Genomic DNA, 18,916 nt, shown 5'->3' with positions numbered 1-18,916 from the left:
CCTGGCACACACGGAGGGTTGCGTTGGTTTCCAACTCGAAGGCTGGATACTATGTCAGGATTTGTAACGACAACTGGAAGCGCACCGCGAACCTGCGGAAAGCGATGCTCGACCTGCCGTTCAACGCCGAACTCGCCGAGGGCACGCTCGGCAGGGATCGCTTCCAGTTCTATCTCGCGCAGGACGCCCGCTACCTGATCGGGTTCGGTCGAGCACTCTCGGTAGCCGCCGCGAAGGCACCCGACCCCTCCGCGCTCGCCTTCTTCGCCGGAGCCGCCAGGGAAGCGGTACTCGTCGAACGGGCCCTGCACGAGAGCTACTTCGAACGATTCGGCCTCGGCGAAGCCGATCTCGCGGCCATCGAGACCTCCCCGACCTGCCTCGGTTACACGTCGTATCTGCTTGCCGTCGCGCAGACGGAGGGCTACGCGGAACTCATCGCCGCGCTACTGCCGTGTTTCTGGATCTACCACGACGTCGGCACGGCGATCCTCGAACGACAGCGGCGCACCGGAGCGAGCGACAACCCGTACCAAGCGTGGATCGACACCTACGCCGACGACGACTTCGCCGCCTCCGTCCGCACCTGCATCGCCGAGGTGGACAAGGCAGCGGAACTCGCCGACGAGCACACGGTCGCCAGAATGTCGGCCGCGTTCACCAGGGCATGCGAGTACGAGTGGATGTTCTGGGACAGCGCCTACCGGATGGAGTCGTGGCCCACGACGCACCTTCGCGGTTAGGTCGTGTCCGACAAACCCGTAGCCCGCTCGCACGGCAGAGGTTCATCAGACCCGACCTAGCCGCGAATGGGGCTGCCTGCCCAGTCGAGGCAGCGCCAGCGGCCGTCGGCCAGTGACTCGAAGCGGACCATCGCCGTGTTGTCGAGCAGTTCCTTGCCCGCGAGTTCCTGGCCGACGTTGTCGGCAAGCCACTCCGCGCCGAGCCGGATCGCCCCACCGTGGCTGACCACGACGATGGCCTTGTCGGCGTCGACGTCGGCGTGCTTGGCGTGCAGCCCATCGATCGCGGAAACGAAACGGGTGCGCACCTGCTCACCGGTCTCGCCGCCAGGCATGCCCATCGACAGGTCGCCGCTCGCCCACGCCCGCGCCGTCGTGAAGTACGACATGAGGGCTTCCTGGTCACCCCTGTCTTCGAGGTCGCCGACGAAGACCTCCTGAATGCCGTCGACGACCTGCACGCTCATCGCCAACGACGTGGCGAGCGGGGTCGCGGTCTGCTGTGCCCTCGTCGCACGGGAGGCGTAGACGGCAGCGATCGGCTCGCCGCTCAACCGCTCCACGAGGCCGCTCGCCTGCGAATGCCCCAGTTCGGTCAACGGAGGGCCGGGCAGCGCGCTGTTCAGGATCTTGAGGATGTTGGCTTCGCTCTCGGCGTGCCGGACGAGGTACAACCGCATGCTGCGACCCCCAGGTAAGTGACGGTGGTGATGCCTGTCTACCAGCGCCCGCTCGGCGCCTTGGAACGATGCGGGAAAACCCACATCTCAAGCCGACGAACCCGCGCGCACGGCGGCCAGCCGCCCACCCGTCTCCCACCACCACCCAAACGGACACCGCACGCGCCCACCACCGACGAACCGATCAAGCCGACGAACCCGCGCGCACGGCGGCTACCCGCCCACCCGTCTCCCACCACCACCCAAACGGACACCGCACGCGCCCACCACCGACGAACCGATCAAGCCGACGAACCCGCGCGCACGGCGGCTACCCAATCAAAAGCCTCATCGAAGTCCTGGTTCGCGGCGCCGGGATCGATGGTGGCCTCGACCCCGTCCGCTCGCGGATGCGAGCCGAGGAACCGCACGTTGTTGCACCGCCTCCGCAGCGCGGCGAGCGCATCGCCGATACGGGTCTCGGCGACATGCCCCTCGAAGTCGATGAAGAACCGGTAGAGCCCGAAGTTTCCCTTGATGGGCCGTGCGTCGAGCCGCGTGAGGTTGATGCCCCTCGTCGCGAGTTCGGCGAGCAGTTCAGCGAGCGCCCCGGTGCGGTTGGCCGCCGCGGCCACAATGGACGTGCGGTCGGCGCCGGTCGGCTCGGGCAGCCTGCCCGGCGGGCGCAGCAACAGGAATCTGGTCCTGGCATCCGCGACGTCGGCAACCTCGGTGGCGAGTACCCGAAGTGGATAGTGCTCGACGGCGACCGGTGCCGTGACGGCGGCGTCGTACTCCCCTCGCTGGACGGCGACCGCCGCCGCCGCGGTGGAGGACGAGACGACGGTTCGCGCTTCGGGAAGGTTGCGCTCGATCCATTCCCGAACCTGCGCGAGCGCGTGCGGGTGACTCGCGACGGTACGAACGGTGCCGACATCCTCGCGCGTCAGCACACTGAAATGCACGGGCAGCAACGCTTCGGCCGTCGCGACGAGCGGGGCTCGTTCGGCGAGTCCGTCCAGCGTGGCACTGACAGGGCCTTCGACGGAGTTCTCCACCGGCACACAGGCGGCGTCACACTCACCGTCGCGGACGGCACTCAGCGCGGCTCCGATGGTCTCGACCGGCAGCAGTTCGTCCTCCGCTGCGGCGAGCACCCGCGCGGCCTGCTCGGTGAACGTTCCCTGAGGCCCGAAGTAGGCGATCCGTGGCACCGGGTCAGGCTACGGTGAGAGCACTTTCACTCGCATAGCCGGTCGTGAATGTGGTTACTTGGCGCGCATTCTTTGCCATGCTGTAGGCGTGACCGCCGAATCGGACATGCGCTCCAGCCGCTGCGGATCCGTTGGTGAAGATCGGCAGCGCGCGCCGGAACTGGTGCTGTGTGCCGTGGACGAGCCCTTGACCCGAGCGTGGGAATCGGTGCTGGAGGCCGTGTCCGGTCCGGTGAGAGTCCATCAAGGATCGGTACTCGACGTTCCCGCGCAGGCGGTAGTCAGCCCCGCCAATTCCTACGGCTGGATGCGGGGCGGTGTGGACGCCGTCTACGCGAGGGCTTTTCCCGAGGTCGAACAGAACGTGCGCAGCGCGGTGCTTGCCTACCACGGCGGGGAGTTGCCCATCGGCGAAGCCGTCGTCGTCCCGACCGGCGAGGTCATCCCGGAATGGCTCATCGCGGCACCGACGATGCGGGAGCCAGGCGAGCAGCTTCCTCCGGACACCGTCCACCCCTATCTCGCGGCAAGGGCTGTCTTCTTGTTGTGGCGCGACGGCCGCTTCGAACACGGCGCGGAGGTCCGCGAGTCCGTCGACACGATCGCCATGCCCGGCCTCGGCACCGGTGTCGGCGGGGTGCCGCCGCAGACGTGCGCGCGCCAGGTGTCGGCCGCATGGGACGACGTGTTCGTCGCTTCCTGATCGCCAAGGGCAAGCACATCCGGCGTGGAGAAGGTCACAGCGCGTTTTCCGCCGGTAAGCCCTACCGTTGAATGCGCGTTACACAGATGTACGGCGCCGGCCCATCGACGGGCGAGGAGTGAGCGAATGCCACGGGTCCGTGAGCTGAGCCCATATGTCGAGTTGCAGCGCGATCAGTGGCGTGAATTGCGTCGCTCGACGCCATTGCCGCTCACGGCGAGCGAGCTGATGAAGCTCAGGGGACTCGGCGAGCAAATCGACCTGAACGAGGTCGCGGAGGTCTATCTTCCGCTGTCGAGATTGATAAACTTGCAGGTCGCGGCACGACAACGACTGTACGAGGCCACCACCACGTTTCTCGGTGAGGACGCGCATGGCACCAAGGTGCCGTTCATCATCGGTGTCGCGGGCAGTGTCGCCGTCGGCAAGTCGACGACGGCGCGCATCCTGCGCACGTTGCTCGCCCGCTGGCCCGATCACCCCAGCGTCGACCTGGTGACGACGGACGGGTTCCTCTATCCGCGCACGGAGCTGATGCGCAGGGGCATCATGCACCGCAAGGGATTCCCCGAGAGCTACGACCGCAGGGCGCTGCTGCGGTTCGTCACCGACGTGAAGTCCGGCGCCGACGAGGTGCGCGCCCCCGTCTATTCCCACCTCGCCTACGACATCCTTCCCGGCGAGGAGCAGGTGGTGCACAAGCCGGACATCCTCATTCTTGAGGGCCTCAACGTGCTCCAGCCAGGCCCCAGCCTGACGGTGTCCGACCTGTTCGACTTCTCGATCTACGTCGACGCGCACACCGCCGACATCGAGCGGTGGTACATCGACCGTTTCCTCGAACTCCGGCACACGGCGTTCTCCGACCCGAATTCCCACTTCCACCACTTCGCGAGCCTGCCCGACGACGAGGCACGCATCGAGGCGCGGCATCTGTGGAAGACGATCAACGGGCCGAACCTGATGGCGAACATCAGGCCGACGAGGCCGAGGGCGACGCTGGTGTTGCGCAAGGACGCCGACCACTCGATCAACCGCGTTCGCCTTCGCAAACTCTGAGCTTTCGGCTCCCCTCCACGGGTGAGCGTCACCTGACTGGCCCTGGATCTTCCGGCTTTTCCGGCGAAGATGTCCTGTGTGACCGACCGGATGAGCGGCTTCGTCGTGCAAGTCCTCGGTCCGCTGCGGCTCCGGCGAAGGGGCAACGACGTCCCGATCAACGACTCCTGTCTCACCGCCGTGCTCGCCTGCCTCGTCGTGCACGCCAACACACCGGTGCCGGTCGACACCCTGATCGAAGCGGGCTGGGGCGCCGAACCACCCGCACACGCGAGGGATTCGCTCGAATCCCGGCTTTCCAGGTTGCGCACCCTGCTGGCCGGTGACGGCGACGTCTCGTGGGAAGGGCAGAGCTGCGTACTGCGCGTCGAACCGCGCCGGATCGACGCCGTCCGGTTCGAACGTCTCGTCGCGGTCGCGCTACGCAGCCGTTCTCAACGGGCGACGACCCTGCTCACCAGGGCACTCGCATTGTGGAGGGCGCCTGCCTACCCGGAACTGCGGCGTGACGGGCTCGCCCACCCTCAGGCACTACGCCTCGGTGAACTGAGGCTGGAGGCCATCGAAACGCTCGCCATGCACGAACTGTCGGCGGGGCAACCGGAACTCGCCATCGCGAGGCTGCTCGACGTTCTGACGGCGGAACCGTTTCGCCAGCGGACGACCACGCTGCTCATGCACGCGCTTCGGGGACAAGGCCGCGAGGAGGAAGCCGCCATGGCCTACGAATCCATGCGCGAACGACTCGAAAGCAAGCTGCACACCGAGCCCTCGGCCGAACTGCGGGCTCACCTGCTCGCGAAGCCCCATCCCGCGGAATGCGGGTCAGGCTCGTTCATCGGAAGACAACGGGAGTGCGATCGGCTGCTCGCACTGGTCGCCAACGAGCGGCTGCTCACCGTGACAGGGCAGGGCGGGGTCGGCAAAACCCGGCTGCTGCGGCAAATCCTTCCCCTGTTCACCGATCCGGTCGTCCTCGTTGAACTGTGCACAGTGGACTCCGATGGGGTAGTGCTCGCCGTCGCCGCCGCGCTCGGAGTGCACGCCCCGGGATCCGTCGCCGCGCTGGTCGCCGCGATCACCGATGAGCTGACCAGCCGCAGGACGGTGCTCGTCATCGACAACTGCGAGCACGTACTCGACGCGGTACGCGAACTGCTCACGGCAGTGTTTCGGGACAGCGAGACCATGGCGAGCACGGTGGTGGCGACGAGCAGGGTTCCGCTCGGTCTCGGCGGCGAGCGGGTGCTGCCGCTGACCGGGCTCGAAACCTGGGACGAGGTACGCGCGCTGCTGGTGCGGCGAGCACACGCCATCAGGCCGGGTTTCGCGGCGACCGACGCCCAGCTCGACCGGATCAGGGAATGGCTTCGCACCGTCGATGGCCTTCCGCTCGGCATCGAACTGGCGGCGGCCCACGTCGCCACCGAAGGTCTGGACGACCTTCCCGCGCTGCCGAACGACGTGGTCACCTGGTCGGTCGAGCGACTGGACGTTCAACAGCGGGAACTGCTCGCCGCGCTCGCGGTCTTCCACGGCGAATTCGACAGGACGGCTGCCGAGGCCGTGACCGGCTCGGACTCCGCGGTAGCCAGTCTCGCCACGACCGGACTGCTCGCCGTGACGGACGCGGCTGGCGCCGCGACCAGGTACCGGGCGCCGGAACTCGTCTGGCAGGTCGCGGCCCGAGGACTGCGTGGCTCCCACCAGGAGAGCAAGGTCCGTGACCGGCACGCGCGCTGGTGCCTCGATCTCGTCACCTCGTCGGCAAAGGCCGCGAAAGGACCGGACGAACTCGCCGCGACGAGATCGGTACTGAACGCGGCCAAGGACATCATCGGTGCGCTGAACTGGGCTTGCCACGAGGAACCCGCGCTCGCCGCGGATCTGTGCGGCAGGACGGGACTGCTCTTCCCTCATCGCTCCGAAGTGGACATTCACGCGGTGCAGTGGCAGCTCGCGTGGCGAGACATTCCGGGATTGTCCGAACACACTTTGCTGCTCGGGGCCGGGGCGAAAGCCGCACTGCGATTCGGCGCGGCGCCCGATGCGTTGTCACTTGCCGAAAAGGCGCACACGGCGGCGACGAGCGCCGAGGAGAAGTACCTCGCGCTGTCGACCATCGCACTGTCCTGTCGCGACCTTTCCCTGCCTGAGCGCGCGGAGCGGGCCTGCCTCGACGTCCTCGAACTCGAAGGATTGCCCTCCGCCTGCCTCTCCGAAGCCACCGCGATGCTCTCCCTGCTCGCGACGACCAGGGGCGATACGGGTGAAGCACGAACGAGGGCGAACGCCGCGCGTTCCCTCGCCGAGGAATCGGGTGCACCGAGCCGGCTCGCGTTCGCCCGCTACGCGCAGGGTGAGGCGGAGGTCGCGCACGACCTGAGCGAGGGCGCCGCGATACTGCTCGACGCCCGCGCGGAAGCCAAGGCAGCTCAGGCTTCGCTCGTGCTGGGCCCCGCGACCACGACACTGGCCGCCGCGCTCGTCCGCCTCGGCAGGCAGGCCGAGGCGGCGGCACTGCTGCCGGAGGCGGTCGCGCACTGGGAACGGCTCGGCAGCGAGCCGTGGCAACGGGTCACCGCCCGCGTCGGTGACGAACTACAGGCCCTGACCGGGCGTCGGCCGGTGCGCTGAGCCGCGTCCCATGTCGTCCTTGGTCGTCCGGCCGGGGCGATTCGGACCCGGCCTCCTCGTCCGATCGGCCGATATCGACCCCGGAGCATTAACCGGTTGGCCGATAGCACAAGCCCTCGCCTCCAGTGACCCTTGTGAGTAAGAAACATGCCCTTGAGCAGGGGGGAGGCAACACCGATGGTATCCATCATCCTTACCTGGATCGGCGCGATCCTCGGTATCGCTGTACTACTGGCCATGGCATTCGGTGCCTTCGTGCTGGACTTCGACGACGCGCGAAACAACGCCGACCACAAGAAACGGCGCGCGCTGTCCAACACGACGACACCGACGACACCGACTCCCTGATCAGGCGCGGATCACCTGCCACCGGTTTTCGGCAGCGCGATCCGCGCCTTCCGGATCTCCTCGATCAGTCTCGTCTTCCGCCGGTGCTCCTCGACGAGCCCCGCGAGGTACTCACCGAATTCCTCACTGGTTTCCGCTTTCCGGTGCAGCGTGCGCAGTCTGCGAAGCTGGGCAGCGGCCGTCACGTAGTGCTGCGCGTCCTTCCGGCCGATCAACCCGTCGATGTGCTCCCGGTACAGCGGGATCAGCACGGCGGATTCCTCCCGCGTGGCGAGCTTCCACGCTTCGTCGGCCTTGCCTTCGGCGAGCAGTTCCCGCACCGCCTCGACCGGGTCAGTCGACTCCTCGGCGGGCTCGGCGACTGTCGGGACTTCCTCGTCCTCCTGCTCTTTCTCGACAGGATCGGCAGTTTCGGCTGCCGCCTCGGCTCGCCGCCTGCTCGCTCTCTCCAGCGCCGCTATCGGCTTTCCTCTCCGCGCACCGTTTTCGGTGCCGAGCGCGGTCGCCGCGTGCGCGATCGCCTCAGCGTGCCTGCCCGCTGCCCGCAGTATCCGCACGATCCGCAGACTGACATCGATGCGGGGCAACTGTTCCGACAGCATCGCGATCACCGTGTCGACGTCACCGGTGACCTCGGCGTGCTGCTCGTTCAGCCGTCTCGCCGTCGCCCTGCGGCTCTCGTCACCGGCCCGCTCGGCCAACACTTCGTCCACAGTGGACTTGATGAGCATGAGTCCCTTCTCCCCCAGTGCCTCCGCGAAGTCGACGAGGGAGATGTTGGGCCACACCGGCCGGTCGAACGCCGTGCCGAGCAGCCAGCCAGCGAGTTCGGCCGGTTCGGGCGGATGGGCGGCACACGCCCTCGCGTACAGCGCGACGGCACGATCGAGGTGATCGGCGATGGCGCCGGACGGGTCGTCGAGGTCGCCGAGAGCGGCGGTGATCTTGTCGACCGCGCGCCGGGCGAGCGGGGCGACGTCGGCCCGCGTTCCCGAGTCGAGCAACCGCTGGAGCGTGTCGAGTACCGACGCGATCTGTACCGACTCCGCGGTTCTCACCGCCGTGTCCAGCAGGTCACTGACCTCGGCCAGGTCACCAGCCGCGGGCCCCTCCGCCATCGCGAGCAGTCTGTCGCGCAGTTCGTGGTCCCGCTCGGCGTGCTCACACAGCAGATCGGCAAGCCGCGCCGAATCGAGCGAACGGAGGAACGAACGCAGGTCCGATTGGGGGGTCACCCGCACATCGTGCCACTAGAAGCTCGCGCGTTGGTCACCGTAACGTGCCGATTGGTCGCCTGCTGTCGCCACAATGGCGACCCGCTGTCGCGGGATGAGCAGATCGGCCAGTTTCCGCACGGTCACGACGCTCTGCAAGCGCAGCGCGTTCACCACCCCGAGCGGGCTGCCGATCGGCGCCGCCTTGACCGCATCGAGGTCGGCAAGCAAGTACAACCGCGTGCGCGCACGCGTCACGGCCGAGCCGAACGACCGCACCCGCGCCGACCAATCGTCGTCGGTCAGATCGACAAGCACCGTGCCGAATTCGTTGCCGGCGAGGCCGCGAGCGGTTCCGGCTGCCACCGTGAACCGCTCCCTCACGACGTCGAGCCAGCCCTCGGCTCGCTCCCGGTTGGGGGCGATGATCGCCGTCCCGTCCGCGCTCACCACATTGCGAACGACCGCGGCGCGGTCGACGGCGTTGCCCTCGGTGTCGAGCAGCACCACCTCCGTGCGCCCACTCGCCGCCGTGACGTGTTCGTCGTAGCCGATGCCCTGCGCGAGATATCGGACGGCAGGCCCGAACCGGAACTGGGTGCCGAGAATCGAGCAGCCAGGGTGCTGCTCAGCCTCGGCCGCTGTCCTGATGCCGCAGTGGCTGAACGGTGTCGAAAGCAACCACCGCCGCACGTCGGGCACGTTCCTCAGTCGCGGGTTGCCGAGCCGAGGGCCCGGCTGACGAAAGTCACCGAACACCACGGCGGTCTGTCCCGCCTGCGCGACGGCGCACAACACGTCGGCGAGCCGCGCGGACCCCGCGTCGTCGACGAGTACGACGTCGAAGGGACGACGTGGCCGCCGGTACCGTGCGGGCGACGTGGTGACGATCTGCGCTGAATCCCAGGCCACGGCCTCCGTGTCGGCCCTCAGCTTCGCCGAACGTTCGCCGAGCCACCACAGCCGTTCTTCGAGCCTGCCCCTCCTGGCCGCCCTTTCCGGTCCGGCGCGCAGCAAGTCCGCTCTTTCCGCGTGGAGCGAGGGAAACCCCAGTTCTTCGCATTCGGCGTGATACCGGCGATCCTGCGCGGTGACGAGCCCGGTGGAGCGCAACCGCGCGATCCGGCCGCGAAGCCGTTCCAGCTTGACGTGTACCGAAGCCTCGGTCTCCGCGACACCGTCGAGGTGCCGGTGCGCGGTTTCCAGCTCGGCGGCGAGGACTTTCACCTGGTCGTCGGTGACGGGATGAGCCCTTTCCAGACAGTCACGGATGCCGGTCTCCAGTTCGGCCCGCTTGGCCTCGGCCTCCCTGAGTGCCTTCTTGTCCGCGCGCCTTCCCCGGTAGAGCTTGCCGCCTTCGTCGAGTTTCGCGCCGATCGAGGCGAGCAGCGGCTGGAGCTGTTCGAGTTGTCGCTCGTGATCGTGTGCCTCGGTCAAGCTCGTTCGCTTGCCCTCGACGGCTTCCCACTTCGTGCGTGCCGCCAGCAATCCCCGCTGTGCCATCGCGAGTTGTTCGGCCGCCTCCTGGTGCTGTCTTCGCACCGAGGCGAATTCGGCTTCCAGCGTCGCGGACCGCTCCTCGTTCTCGATCCTTCTTCCCACGGCGAGATACGTCTCGTGGTCGTAGCCGCCGAGAGCGAGGGCGAGCTCGCCGATCCGCTGTTCCTCCGCGGTCAGTTCGGCAAGATCCTCGCGCAGCGAGGACAGTTCGGCCTCCGTAGCGGCGGGGACCCGGGGTGGCTGTTCGCCAGCGTTGACGATGAGAACTCGCTTACCCGCTTTGGCGAGTTCGGCCGCTGCCTTCGCGATGAGATGCGTCTTGCCGGAGCCTGGAGCGCCCCACACGAGCCGAAGACCTGGCAGGAAGCAGGCCCGGTAGGCGTCGGAGGGCGCGGTGTCGGGCCTGCCTTCGGCGAGCTGGTCGGCGAGCGTGCCCTCGGGAAGGTCACGAAGCCGGTCGGCCAGCTGCCGCAAACCGTCCCGTGTGGACACCTCCCGCACCCACACCATGTCGCACTCGGCCGGAAGGGAACCTGGAACCTTGATCCACATGACGCCGCAGACCAGTTCGGCGTTCACCGGGACCGCCGGGCCTTCCCTGGGCCCTTCGCTTCCGGCGAGGCGGACGTCGTCGACGGGGTTGATCCGCCTGCCCCTGAGATCGACGGCGTAGCCACCGTCGTCCATGTTCCTGATCCGCCCCAGCAGAGTCCATTCGCCCGCTTCTCGCGTGTGGTCGAGTTCGGCCTCGACGGCACTCGCGGCAGCCAGCCGCCAATCGGACATCCGGCCCCTTCCCATCCCGTAAACCAAGGGTGTCGGTTCGGGTACAGAAAGTAAGCCAGGAGTGTGATCCACAGAAGCCGACGCGCGGGCCGTCCGCGACACGCGCCCCGAACGAGCACGTGCCGAGGAAAGCCAGGTCGCGTCAGGCGAACTTGGTCTTCGGCCGCTCCTGAAGAGCGCCGTCGACGTAGACGTCGACGAGTTCGTCCGTGAAGGCGATCAAACCGGCGACGCGTTCACTTTCCGGCAGCGGAGTGCGGTAGGACCAGGCGAGATCGGCGACGACCTCGCCGCCGGTGTTCACCGACCAGTACTCGGCCGAGCCCTTGTAGGGGCAGTGCGTGACCTTGTCACTGCGCACGAGCAGGTCGAGCCGGACATCGGTCTTCGGCAGGTAGTACCTCGTCGGAAGGCCGGTCTCGAACAGCAACCTCGGATTGCCGCTGTCGGCGACGACGACGCCACCGACCTCGACCCGCACGTTCCGCGAACTGGGCAGAATGTCCACCCTGGTGTGCGGGTCTCTCGGGTGCGTGTAGACCTCCTCGTCCTCCTCGAACCACGCGTCCATCACGTCCCATTCGAAGCGAACGTGATCGCGCAACGCCGCGATGGGCGAATCGGGATATTCGGTCGCGGCGTCCTCCGCCGTCTTCCCGCCGGCTTTCAGCGTGGAAAGGACGCCCTCTCCCCTGCTCGGTGAACGCCGTGTCGCGCCCGTCGGTTCGAGTGAAGCCGAGTCGACGTCCTCGCGCGGGAAGTAGTACGCCGGAAAGTACGGCACCTCCCACACCAGCAGCGGTCGCGTCGTATCGGCGACCACCTTTCCGGCGAAAACGGCGCGGACCCGCTTCGCGCCCCGCTCGACACGGACCCTGCCCCGGGTTTCTGTCTCCATATGCAGCCGAACGCACACCGCGCGCGCGGTATTTCGCAATGCGAGTCCACGTAATCTCGTCGTATGGCCATCGAAGTACTGCTCGTCGACGATCACGAGGTGGTTCGGCGTGGGCTGCGCGAGCTGCTCACCGACGAACGCGACATCGAGGTCGTCGCGGAGGCGAGCAGCGCGGACGAGGCGCTCGCGGTCGCCATGCACGTCGAACCCGATGTCGCCGTCGTCGACGTCCGGCTGGGTGACGGCGAGAAGGACGTCGACGGCGTCGCCCTGTGCAGGGAGTTGCGCTCGCGGCCCAACCCGCCCCAGTGCCTCGTGCTGACGGCCTTCGACGACGAGGAGGCCATGATGGGCGCGATCATGGCCGGCGCATCGGGCTATCTGCTCAAGCAGGTGCGAGGGCAGGACGTCGTCAACGCGGTGAGGGAGGTCGCGGCGGGCCGCTCGCTGCTCGATCCCGTGACGACCGCGAGACTGCTCGACAAAATGCGGCATCCCGCCGAGTCCGACCGGCTCGCCGAGCTGAGCGAACGCGAGCGGAGCGTGCTCGACCTGATCGGCCATGGCATGTCCAACAGGGAGATCGCCGAACGCCTCTTCCTCGCCGAGAAGACGGTGAAGAACTACGTGACGTCACTGCTGGGCAAGCTCGGCATGCAACGCCGCACGCAGGCAGCCGCGTGGGTGGCGAGACGCGGCACGCGAGATCACTGACCCCGGCGCGGTCACTCGTCGGGCATGTCGTCGAGGTAGTCGCCGAGTGCGGCCAACCGGTCCGCCCAGCGCGCCCGGTACGGCGTCAGCCAATCGTCGAGCGAGCGAAGCGGCGCGGCTTCGAGGTGATACCAGCGCTGCTGTGCCTTCCCGCGCACCGTGACCAGCCCTGCCCTGCGCAGAACCGCGAGATGTCTGGAAACGGTCGGCTGTGACACGTCGATGTGGTCGACGATGGCACCCGCCGGCTGATCGCCCTTGAGCAGCAGGTCGAGTATCTGCCGCCGTCGCGGCTCGGCCAGCACCGCGAACAGTTCTTCCTCCGTGACGCTCACGCGAATTCCTTCTCGTACCGCGCCAGCAGCTCGCTGGCCGCCTGATCGTCGGCCTCGACGGGTACCGCCGAGGGGTCTTCGCCGTCCAGCACGGCCGCGAGTCGATCGAGACCGGAGTGCCAGCCGAGGGCGTTGAACGGAGCGAAGGCGGGGTCGGTGAACGTGTTGCTGAAGGTGAGGACGCACGCGGGACCATCCACTTCGGCGGATTCCAACTCCCAGCGCAGGATTTCCTCGCCCCAGGTGTACTCAAGCAGCGAGGGCGGCGTGCAACGGAGGACCCTGCCGGTTTCGGCAGGAGGCTGCTCGTCGCCGGGGCCCGGCCGGAACTCCAGCACCGCGCCTTCCTTGGAGAACTCCAAAAGCGACTCGTCGTAGTCGAGGTATTGCGCGAACCAGCCGCGCAGGTGCCCGGCTTCGGTGAGCGCTCGCCAGACCTTTTCCCTCGGATGCGGATACGTGCGCACGAACGTCAGCACGCGGCGTCCGTCGGCGCTACGGGTCAGCGTTCCCAAGTCCCGAATATTCATGACTGGCAATATAGACAGTCAGCGATATACGTTCAACCTGGGGATTCAGAGCGGCAGTTCGAAGGCGACCAGCGTCCCCATGCTCGGCGACGAATTGACGAAGAACTTGCCGCCTGCCCGCTCCGCCCGCTCGGCGAGGTGCCGCAGCCCGCGCCTCGCGACGTCCTGCGGTACCCCGCACCCGTTGTCCCTGACGCGAAGGCGAACACCTTCGGCGTCGCGCTGCACGATCACCCTCGTCTCACTCGCCCCGGAATGCCTGACCACATTGGACAGCGCTTCCCTCAGCGCAGCCCTCATGTGGTCGGCGCTCTCCGGCGGGATGTCGGCAAGCTCGCCGGAGAGTTCGAGCGTCGGAGGAAAACCGAGCAGTTCACCCGCGATGCGCACTTCGGCGCGGGCCGATTCCGCGAAGTCGATGGCCTGCGGCGCCACGTCGTGCGGTTGCGGATCGGGAGAACGCAACGCCCTGACCGTGCCCCTGATCTCCTCGATGGTCTGGTCGAGCTGATCGATGGCCTCACCGAGCCGCGCGCCGTCCGCGCCCGCGAACCGCTTGCGCATCCTGCGCCGCACCCTGTCGAGCTGCATGCCTGCCGCATACAGCCGCTGCACGATCACGTCGTGCAATTCGCGAGCTATCCGTTCCCGCTCCTGGTAGAGCGTGATCCGGTGCCTCGCGTTGGCCCCGTCCGCGAGCGCGAGCACGACCCCGGCCTGCCCCGCGAACGCGGTGAGCACGTCAACGGTGCTCTCGGAGAACACTTCGCGGGTGCGGGCCCTGTACACGGTGAGCACCCCGAGCAGCCTGCCTCCGGTACCGAACGGCGCCGCCGCGAACGGACCGTACGAACGCAGCTCTGGCGGCACGAACCGGGACGTCCTCGGGTCGTTGGTGACGTCGTCGGCGACGACGGGCTCACCGCCTCCCGCGACCCTTCCCGCGGCGGACTCCGCGGGAAGGGAAAGGCCGAGCAGATCGGTTTCCGCGGCCGAGCCGTGCGCTGCCTCGATGGTCACGCTCCCGTCGTCGGCCCGGACCATGATGAGCCCGAGGTCGGCGTCGGCGAGTTCGACGGCGTGGCGCACCACGGATCCCAGCACCGCGCCAGGGTCGTCGCCGGAAAGCGCGGTGGTCGTGATCTCGGTGGCCGCGGAGAGCGCTCGCGCGGCAAGGCTGGGTTCCATGAGCAGTACCAAGGTTATGCGCCTCCGCTCCTCATGACCGCTTCCCTCGCTGTGAGCTTCGTGATGACACCGCCGTTCTCGACGTGAAGCACGAGGTCGGCGTCGGCTGCCTCGTCCGGTCGATGGGTGACGTGGATGACGGTCTTTCCTTCGAGCCGCGTGCGCAGGTTGCCGAGCAGTTCGTCGGCCGTCGCGGCGTCGAGGTGGGCCGTCGGCTCATCGAGCAGTACGACGTCGGCCGTTTCGGCAGCGAGCAACGCTCTCGCCACCGCGAGTCGCCCCGCCTGTCCGCCGGAAAGCCCGCTTCCCTCGCTGCCGAGCACGGTGCCGAGTTCGACGGCGGGAAGAACGGCTGCCGACAATGCGGCTTCGAGCTGCGCGGTCGTCGCGTGTGGATTGCCGAGGCGAAGGTTCTCGGCGACCGTCGTCGAGACGAGTTGCGGCTCCTGCGGAGCCCAGGCGACGCGCTCCGGCACCGTTGCCTCCCCCACGCGGGGAACGACGAACCCGAGCAGCGTGGCGAGCAGGGTCGATTTCCCTCCCCCCGAAGGCCCTACGACGGCCACCTTGCTTCCTGCCGGGATGTCGATGTCGACACCGGTGAGCACGGGTTCGGGCCGCGCTGGCCAGTGCAGGTCGGCGCCCCTGATCGAGATGGCGGCGTTGTCGCGCGTGCGCGCCTTTGCCGGGGTGGGGTGCTCGAAGGTCTCGGCGAGCCTTCGCCGTGCCGTGCGCAACGTGTCCCAATGCTGGGCGGCCGGGGGCAGCGTGGCGACGACCTCGGCGAGCGCGAGCGGGACGAGCGCGACGATCGGCGCGAGTACCGGACTGAGCGCGCCTTCGGCGACGGCCCCTGCCGCGAGCACCGTGCTCGCCACGGCGGCGAAGCCGGTGGCGAGCGTCGTCACCGCTTCGGCGGTGCCCTCGGCGAACGCCTGCCGCCGCGCCGAGGCGACGAGCCTTGCGTCGGCCGCACCGAGTTCGGCACGCAGCTCGCGGTCCCTTCCGTAGGCAAGGAGTTCGGCCGAGGAACCGAACAGGGTGAGCACGCGAGCGGCGATGTCCCTCCTGCCCTCGGCGAGCGCCGAGGTCGCCTTCCGTTCGGCGAGCAACGCGAGCGAGGGGGCGAGCAGGACGGCGAGCAGCATCGCGACGGCAAGCGCGAGTCCGGCAGAGGGAAGCACGGCGGTTTGGATGACGACGGCGCCGACGATGACGATGCAGGCGACGGCGGGTGGGGTGAGCACTCTGGGGACGAGGTCGCGCACGGTGTCGACGTCGGCGACGAGCCTGCGCTGGCCTTCGCCTCCCCGCAGGCCGAGCGTGTGCGCGGGGCCGAGGCGGACGAGCGTGCGCCACAACTTCTCGCGCAGGTCGGCGGCAACTCGGAACGCGGCGTCGTGGGTGTGCAGCCGCTCGGTGTAGCGCAGGACGGCTCTGGCGAGCCCGAAGGCGCGTACCCCGACGACGGCGACCGTGAGGGTCAGGATCGGCGGTTGCTGTGAGGCTTTGGCGATGAGCCAGCCCGACGTCGCCGTCAACGCGACACCGGCGAGCAGTGCACCGGCTCCAAGGAGAACACCGGCAGCGAAGCGCCGGTTGACCAGTTCGCGCAGTCGGAGCGTCGCGGGCGCCTTCTTTCCGGCATCGGCGTTGGTCGAGGTACCGGCCTTCTCGGTGACCTCGATGCCGTTGACGACCAGGTCGGCCCCGTCTTCGCGCTGGTGTGCCGCGATGACGACGGCGGCGCCGCGCTTTCTGGCGTTCTCGACGGCGACCATGACGCGGTCGGCGTTGCGTTGGTCGAGGTGTGCGGTCGGTTCGTCGAGCAGCAGCAGCCAGGCGCCGTCTTCGAGCCGCAGCAGTGCCCTCGCGACGGCGAGGCGTTGCCGTTGTCCCGTCGAGAGCCGGTTGACCGGGGTGTCGATGACGTGCTCGATGCCGAGTTCGGCGAGCACGCGTTCGGCGGCGTCGGTCGTTCCGAGTTCGTCGCGTGCGGTGCCGCCCGCGAAGGCGGGGATCTGAGGAACCCAGGCGATCTGGTCACGCCACGCGGCGGGCTCGAGTTCGGCGAGCGGGGTACCGGCGACGGTGATGCTCCCCGCTGCGGGGGTGGTGAAGCCGAGCAGCACCGAGAGCGTGGTGCTCTTTCCGGCTCCGCTCGGCGAGCGCAGCCACGTGGTGCTGCCCGGAGTGATCAGGTGACTCTCCCCGTCTGGGGCGTAGCCGTTTCTGCGCTCGACGCGAAGGCCGGTGATGCGGATGTCGCCGCGAACGGGGGCGCGGGTTCCGTTCGGCTGGGCCGGTGTCGCGAGCACGTCGGTGACCCTGCGGACGGCTTCGACGCCGTCTTCGCTCGCGTGGAAGGCGGCGCCGACGTTGCGCAGCGGTTGATAGCACTCGGGAGCGAGCAGTAGGACGCCGAGTCCGATGGCGAGGGTGAGGTCGCCGGAGACCAGCCGGACGCCGATGACGACGGCGACGAGAGCGACGGAAAGGGTCGCTGCGAGTTCGAGCACGAAGGCCGAAGAGAAGGCGACGCGCAATGTGGACAGTGTCGACTTGCGGTGCTGTTCGCTGACTCTGCGGACCGCGTCCGCCTGTGCTTCGGCCCTGCGGAAGGCCGCGAGAACGGGCAGGGCTCTGACGAGTTCGAGCAGGTGTCCTGACATGCGCATGAGCGCGTCGGTCGCGGTGGAGACACGGTCGGCGGTGTACTTGCCGACGAGGATCGCGAACATCGGCAGCAGCGGGATCGTGATCGCGATGAGCACGGCCGACGGCCAGTCGGCGACGAGCACGGCCGCCCCGGCTCCGACGGGTACGACGGCTGCCGTGACCAGCGCGGGGAGGTATTCGGCGAAGTAGCCGTCGAGTGCGTCGAGCCCTCGGGTCGTGAGGGCGGTGAGCTGGGCGTGTCCCTTGTCGTTGATCCATTCCGGACCGAGGCGGAGGGTGTGGTCGACGGTTTTCGCGCGGAGTTCTTCCTTCGCACCGGCGGCGGCTCTCACCGCGACGACGCGGATGCCCCAGCCGATGACGGATCTCGCGACGACGAGCGCGGCGAGGATGGCGACCCGGGTTGTGGTCGCACCGAGCGCTTCGGCGCCGTTGTCGACGAGGTCGGCGAGTATCGAGGCGAGCAGGAAGGCTTGCGCGATGAGTGCGCCCGCGTTGAGCAGTGCGAGTATCCCGGTGAAGGCCAGCGCTCGGCGCGCTGTCGCCGACAAGGCGGGCAGCGCGCCGAGCGGACCCTTTCCCAGCCGCACCGGGTCCACTGTGGACCTCATGGCGGAAAGGGGTGTGCGGAAGGGAAAGCTCATTTCGGGGCGTGCACTTTCGGGATGTGTTTCGTGCCGATGCGTTTGCGGAAGACCCAATAGGTCCAGCTTTGGTAGACGAGCACGGCTGGTGCGCCGAAGGCGGCGACCCAACTCATGACCGTGAGCGTGTAGGGACTGGACGAGGCGTCGGCGACGGTGAGCGAGTTGGCTGGGTCCCCTGTGGACGGCAGGACGTCGGGGTAGAGGGCACCGAAGAGGATCAGTGCCGCCGCGGTGATGACGGTGGCGAGCGCGGCGAACGCTTGGCCTTCTCTGCCGACCGCAAGCCGCCAGAACGCGATGGCCGCCGCGACGGGTACGGCGGCGAGGGCGAAGGCCGTCCAGATCTCGCCTTCCTTGCTTTGGACGAGCACCAGCAGTAGGAGCAGCGGGGCGAGTGCGGCGGGGAGGATCCGCAGCGCGAGGGTGCGGGCCCTTTCGCGGAGTTCGCCTTCGGTTTTGAGCGCGAGGAAGGCTGCGCCGTGCACGAGTGAGAAGCCGACGATGGCGAGCGCGCCGAGGATGGTGTCCCAGCGGATCGCGGCGAATGCCGAGCCGACGCGGTTGCCTTCGGCGTCCAGCGGGAGGCCGAGGACGGTGGTGGCGAGCAGGAGGCCGACGCCCATTGGCGGGATCCAGGAGCCGATCATGATCACGCGGTCCCAGTTGCGGCGCCAGCGGGCGCTGTCGATTTTGCCGCGGTATTCGAAGGCGACGCCGCGTCCGATGAGGGCGAGCAGGACGATGAGCAGCGGCAGGTAGGCGCCAGAAAACAGGCCCGCGTACCAGGCGGGAAAGGCGGCGAACATGGCGCCGCCCGCGACGATGAGCCAGACCTCGTTGCCGTCCCACACCGGGCCGATGGTGTTGATCATGACGCGGCGTTCGGTGTCGTCTCGCCCGAGCACGGGCAGGAGCATGCCGACGCCGAAGTCGAATCCTTCGAGGAACAGGTAGCCGAGCCAGAAGGCGGCGATGATGCAGAACCAGAGGGTCGCGAGGTCCATTAGCACGTCCCTCCGCTGAATGTTTCAGGTGAAACCAGATTTCCCCAAGTTGTGGACA

16 protein-coding genes are annotated in these 18,916 nt (G+C 68.1%); 6 read left to right on the top strand and 10 right to left on the bottom strand.

The window, feature by feature from the left end; translation table 11 throughout:
* Nucleotides 1–104 precede the first annotated feature (104 nt).
* A complete protein-coding gene (gene tenA, locus BAY61_RS00730) occupies nucleotides 105–743 on the top strand; it encodes a thiaminase II (protein WP_091802419.1) in 639 nt (212 codons plus the stop codon).
* Nucleotides 744–799: 56 nt separating this feature from the next.
* Here the strand turns inward: tenA and BAY61_RS00725 are convergent, their stop codons facing one another.
* A complete protein-coding gene (locus tag BAY61_RS00725) occupies nucleotides 800–1,423 on the bottom strand; it encodes a histidine phosphatase family protein (RefSeq protein ID WP_091801169.1) in 624 nt (207 codons plus the stop codon).
* Between the two features lie 281 nt (nucleotides 1,424–1,704).
* On the bottom strand, nucleotides 1,705–2,616 hold the full coding sequence (gene pheA / locus BAY61_RS00720) for a prephenate dehydratase (protein WP_091801165.1): 912 nt from the start codon (nucleotides 2,614–2,616) through the stop codon (nucleotides 1,705–1,707).
* A gap of 88 nt (nucleotides 2,617–2,704) precedes the next feature.
* Here pheA and BAY61_RS00715 point away from each other — a divergent pair, with 88 nt between their 5' ends.
* From BAY61_RS00715 to BAY61_RS32700, 4 genes are all read left to right on the top strand, one after another.
* The gene (locus BAY61_RS00715) at nucleotides 2,705–3,319 is read left to right on the top strand and encodes a macro domain-containing protein (protein WP_091801162.1); all 615 of its coding nucleotides are present in this window, start codon (nucleotides 2,705–2,707) and stop codon (nucleotides 3,317–3,319) included.
* A gap of 126 nt (nucleotides 3,320–3,445) precedes the next feature.
* Complete coding sequence (coaA, locus tag BAY61_RS00710) at nucleotides 3,446–4,378, top strand: type I pantothenate kinase (RefSeq protein ID WP_091801159.1); 933 nt, start codon at nucleotides 3,446–3,448, stop codon at nucleotides 4,376–4,378.
* A gap of 78 nt (nucleotides 4,379–4,456) precedes the next feature.
* Nucleotides 4,457–7,015, top strand: coding sequence for an AfsR/SARP family transcriptional regulator (locus tag BAY61_RS00705; RefSeq protein WP_170140116.1), 2,559 nt, complete (start codon nucleotides 4,457–4,459; stop codon nucleotides 7,013–7,015).
* Between the two features lie 177 nt (nucleotides 7,016–7,192).
* Nucleotides 7,193–7,363: a hypothetical protein gene (locus BAY61_RS32700; RefSeq protein ID WP_170140115.1), complete on the top strand. Its 171-nt coding sequence runs from the start codon at nucleotides 7,193–7,195 to the stop codon at nucleotides 7,361–7,363.
* Nucleotides 7,364–7,374: 11 nt separating this feature from the next.
* Here BAY61_RS32700 and BAY61_RS00700 read toward each other — a convergent pair whose 3' ends face one another.
* The 3 genes from BAY61_RS00700 to BAY61_RS00690 form a co-directional block, all read right to left on the bottom strand.
* Nucleotides 7,375–8,598: a hypothetical protein gene (locus BAY61_RS00700; RefSeq protein ID WP_091801153.1), complete on the bottom strand. Its 1,224-nt coding sequence runs from the start codon at nucleotides 8,596–8,598 to the stop codon at nucleotides 7,375–7,377.
* Nucleotides 8,599–8,613: 15 nt separating this feature from the next.
* Nucleotides 8,614–10,863: an AAA domain-containing protein gene (locus BAY61_RS00695; RefSeq protein WP_091801150.1), complete on the bottom strand. Its 2,250-nt coding sequence runs from the start codon at nucleotides 10,861–10,863 to the stop codon at nucleotides 8,614–8,616.
* Between the two features lie 142 nt (nucleotides 10,864–11,005).
* The gene (locus BAY61_RS00690; protein WP_091801147.1) at nucleotides 11,006–11,761 is read right to left on the bottom strand and encodes a DUF427 domain-containing protein; all 756 of its coding nucleotides are present in this window, start codon (nucleotides 11,759–11,761) and stop codon (nucleotides 11,006–11,008) included.
* Between the two features lie 63 nt (nucleotides 11,762–11,824).
* Between BAY61_RS00690 and BAY61_RS00685 the strand changes: the two genes are divergently transcribed.
* Complete coding sequence (locus BAY61_RS00685) at nucleotides 11,825–12,475, top strand: response regulator (RefSeq protein ID WP_091801143.1); 651 nt, start codon at nucleotides 11,825–11,827, stop codon at nucleotides 12,473–12,475.
* A gap of 11 nt (nucleotides 12,476–12,486) precedes the next feature.
* On the opposite strand, the gene BAY61_RS00680 is transcribed toward BAY61_RS00685, so the two are convergent.
* From BAY61_RS00680 to cydB, 5 genes are read right to left on the bottom strand one after another with little or no spacing between them, the layout of a single operon-like run.
* Nucleotides 12,487–12,810, bottom strand: coding sequence for an ArsR/SmtB family transcription factor (locus BAY61_RS00680; protein ID WP_245865635.1), 324 nt, complete (start codon nucleotides 12,808–12,810; stop codon nucleotides 12,487–12,489).
* The gene (locus BAY61_RS00675) at nucleotides 12,807–13,340 is read right to left on the bottom strand and encodes an SRPBCC family protein (protein ID WP_091801140.1); all 534 of its coding nucleotides are present in this window, start codon (nucleotides 13,338–13,340) and stop codon (nucleotides 12,807–12,809) included. Before BAY61_RS00675 ends, BAY61_RS00680 begins: the two co-directional genes overlap by 4 nt.
* 45 nt (nucleotides 13,341–13,385) lie before the next feature.
* Entirely contained in the window at nucleotides 13,386–14,528 is a 1,143-nt protein-coding gene (locus BAY61_RS00670; RefSeq protein WP_091802413.1) for a GAF domain-containing sensor histidine kinase, read from the bottom strand.
* 14 nt (nucleotides 14,529–14,542) lie between these two features.
* Nucleotides 14,543–17,851: a thiol reductant ABC exporter subunit CydD gene (gene cydD, locus BAY61_RS00665; RefSeq protein WP_091801138.1), complete on the bottom strand. Its 3,309-nt coding sequence runs from the start codon at nucleotides 17,849–17,851 to the stop codon at nucleotides 14,543–14,545.
* The gene (gene cydB / locus BAY61_RS00660; RefSeq protein ID WP_091801136.1) at nucleotides 17,848–18,858 is read right to left on the bottom strand and encodes a cytochrome d ubiquinol oxidase subunit II; all 1,011 of its coding nucleotides are present in this window, start codon (nucleotides 18,856–18,858) and stop codon (nucleotides 17,848–17,850) included. Before cydB ends, cydD begins: the two co-directional genes overlap by 4 nt.
* Between the last annotated feature and the right edge of the window lie 58 nt (nucleotides 18,859–18,916).

Origin of the sequence: Prauserella marina (genome assembly GCF_002240355.1) — a bacterium.
In the GTDB taxonomy this organism is placed as follows: Bacteria; Actinomycetota; Actinomycetes; order Mycobacteriales; family Pseudonocardiaceae; genus Prauserella_A; species Prauserella_A marina.
Note: the sequence above shows the minus strand (reverse complement) of the source record. Positions and strands in the feature narration are given on the sequence as shown.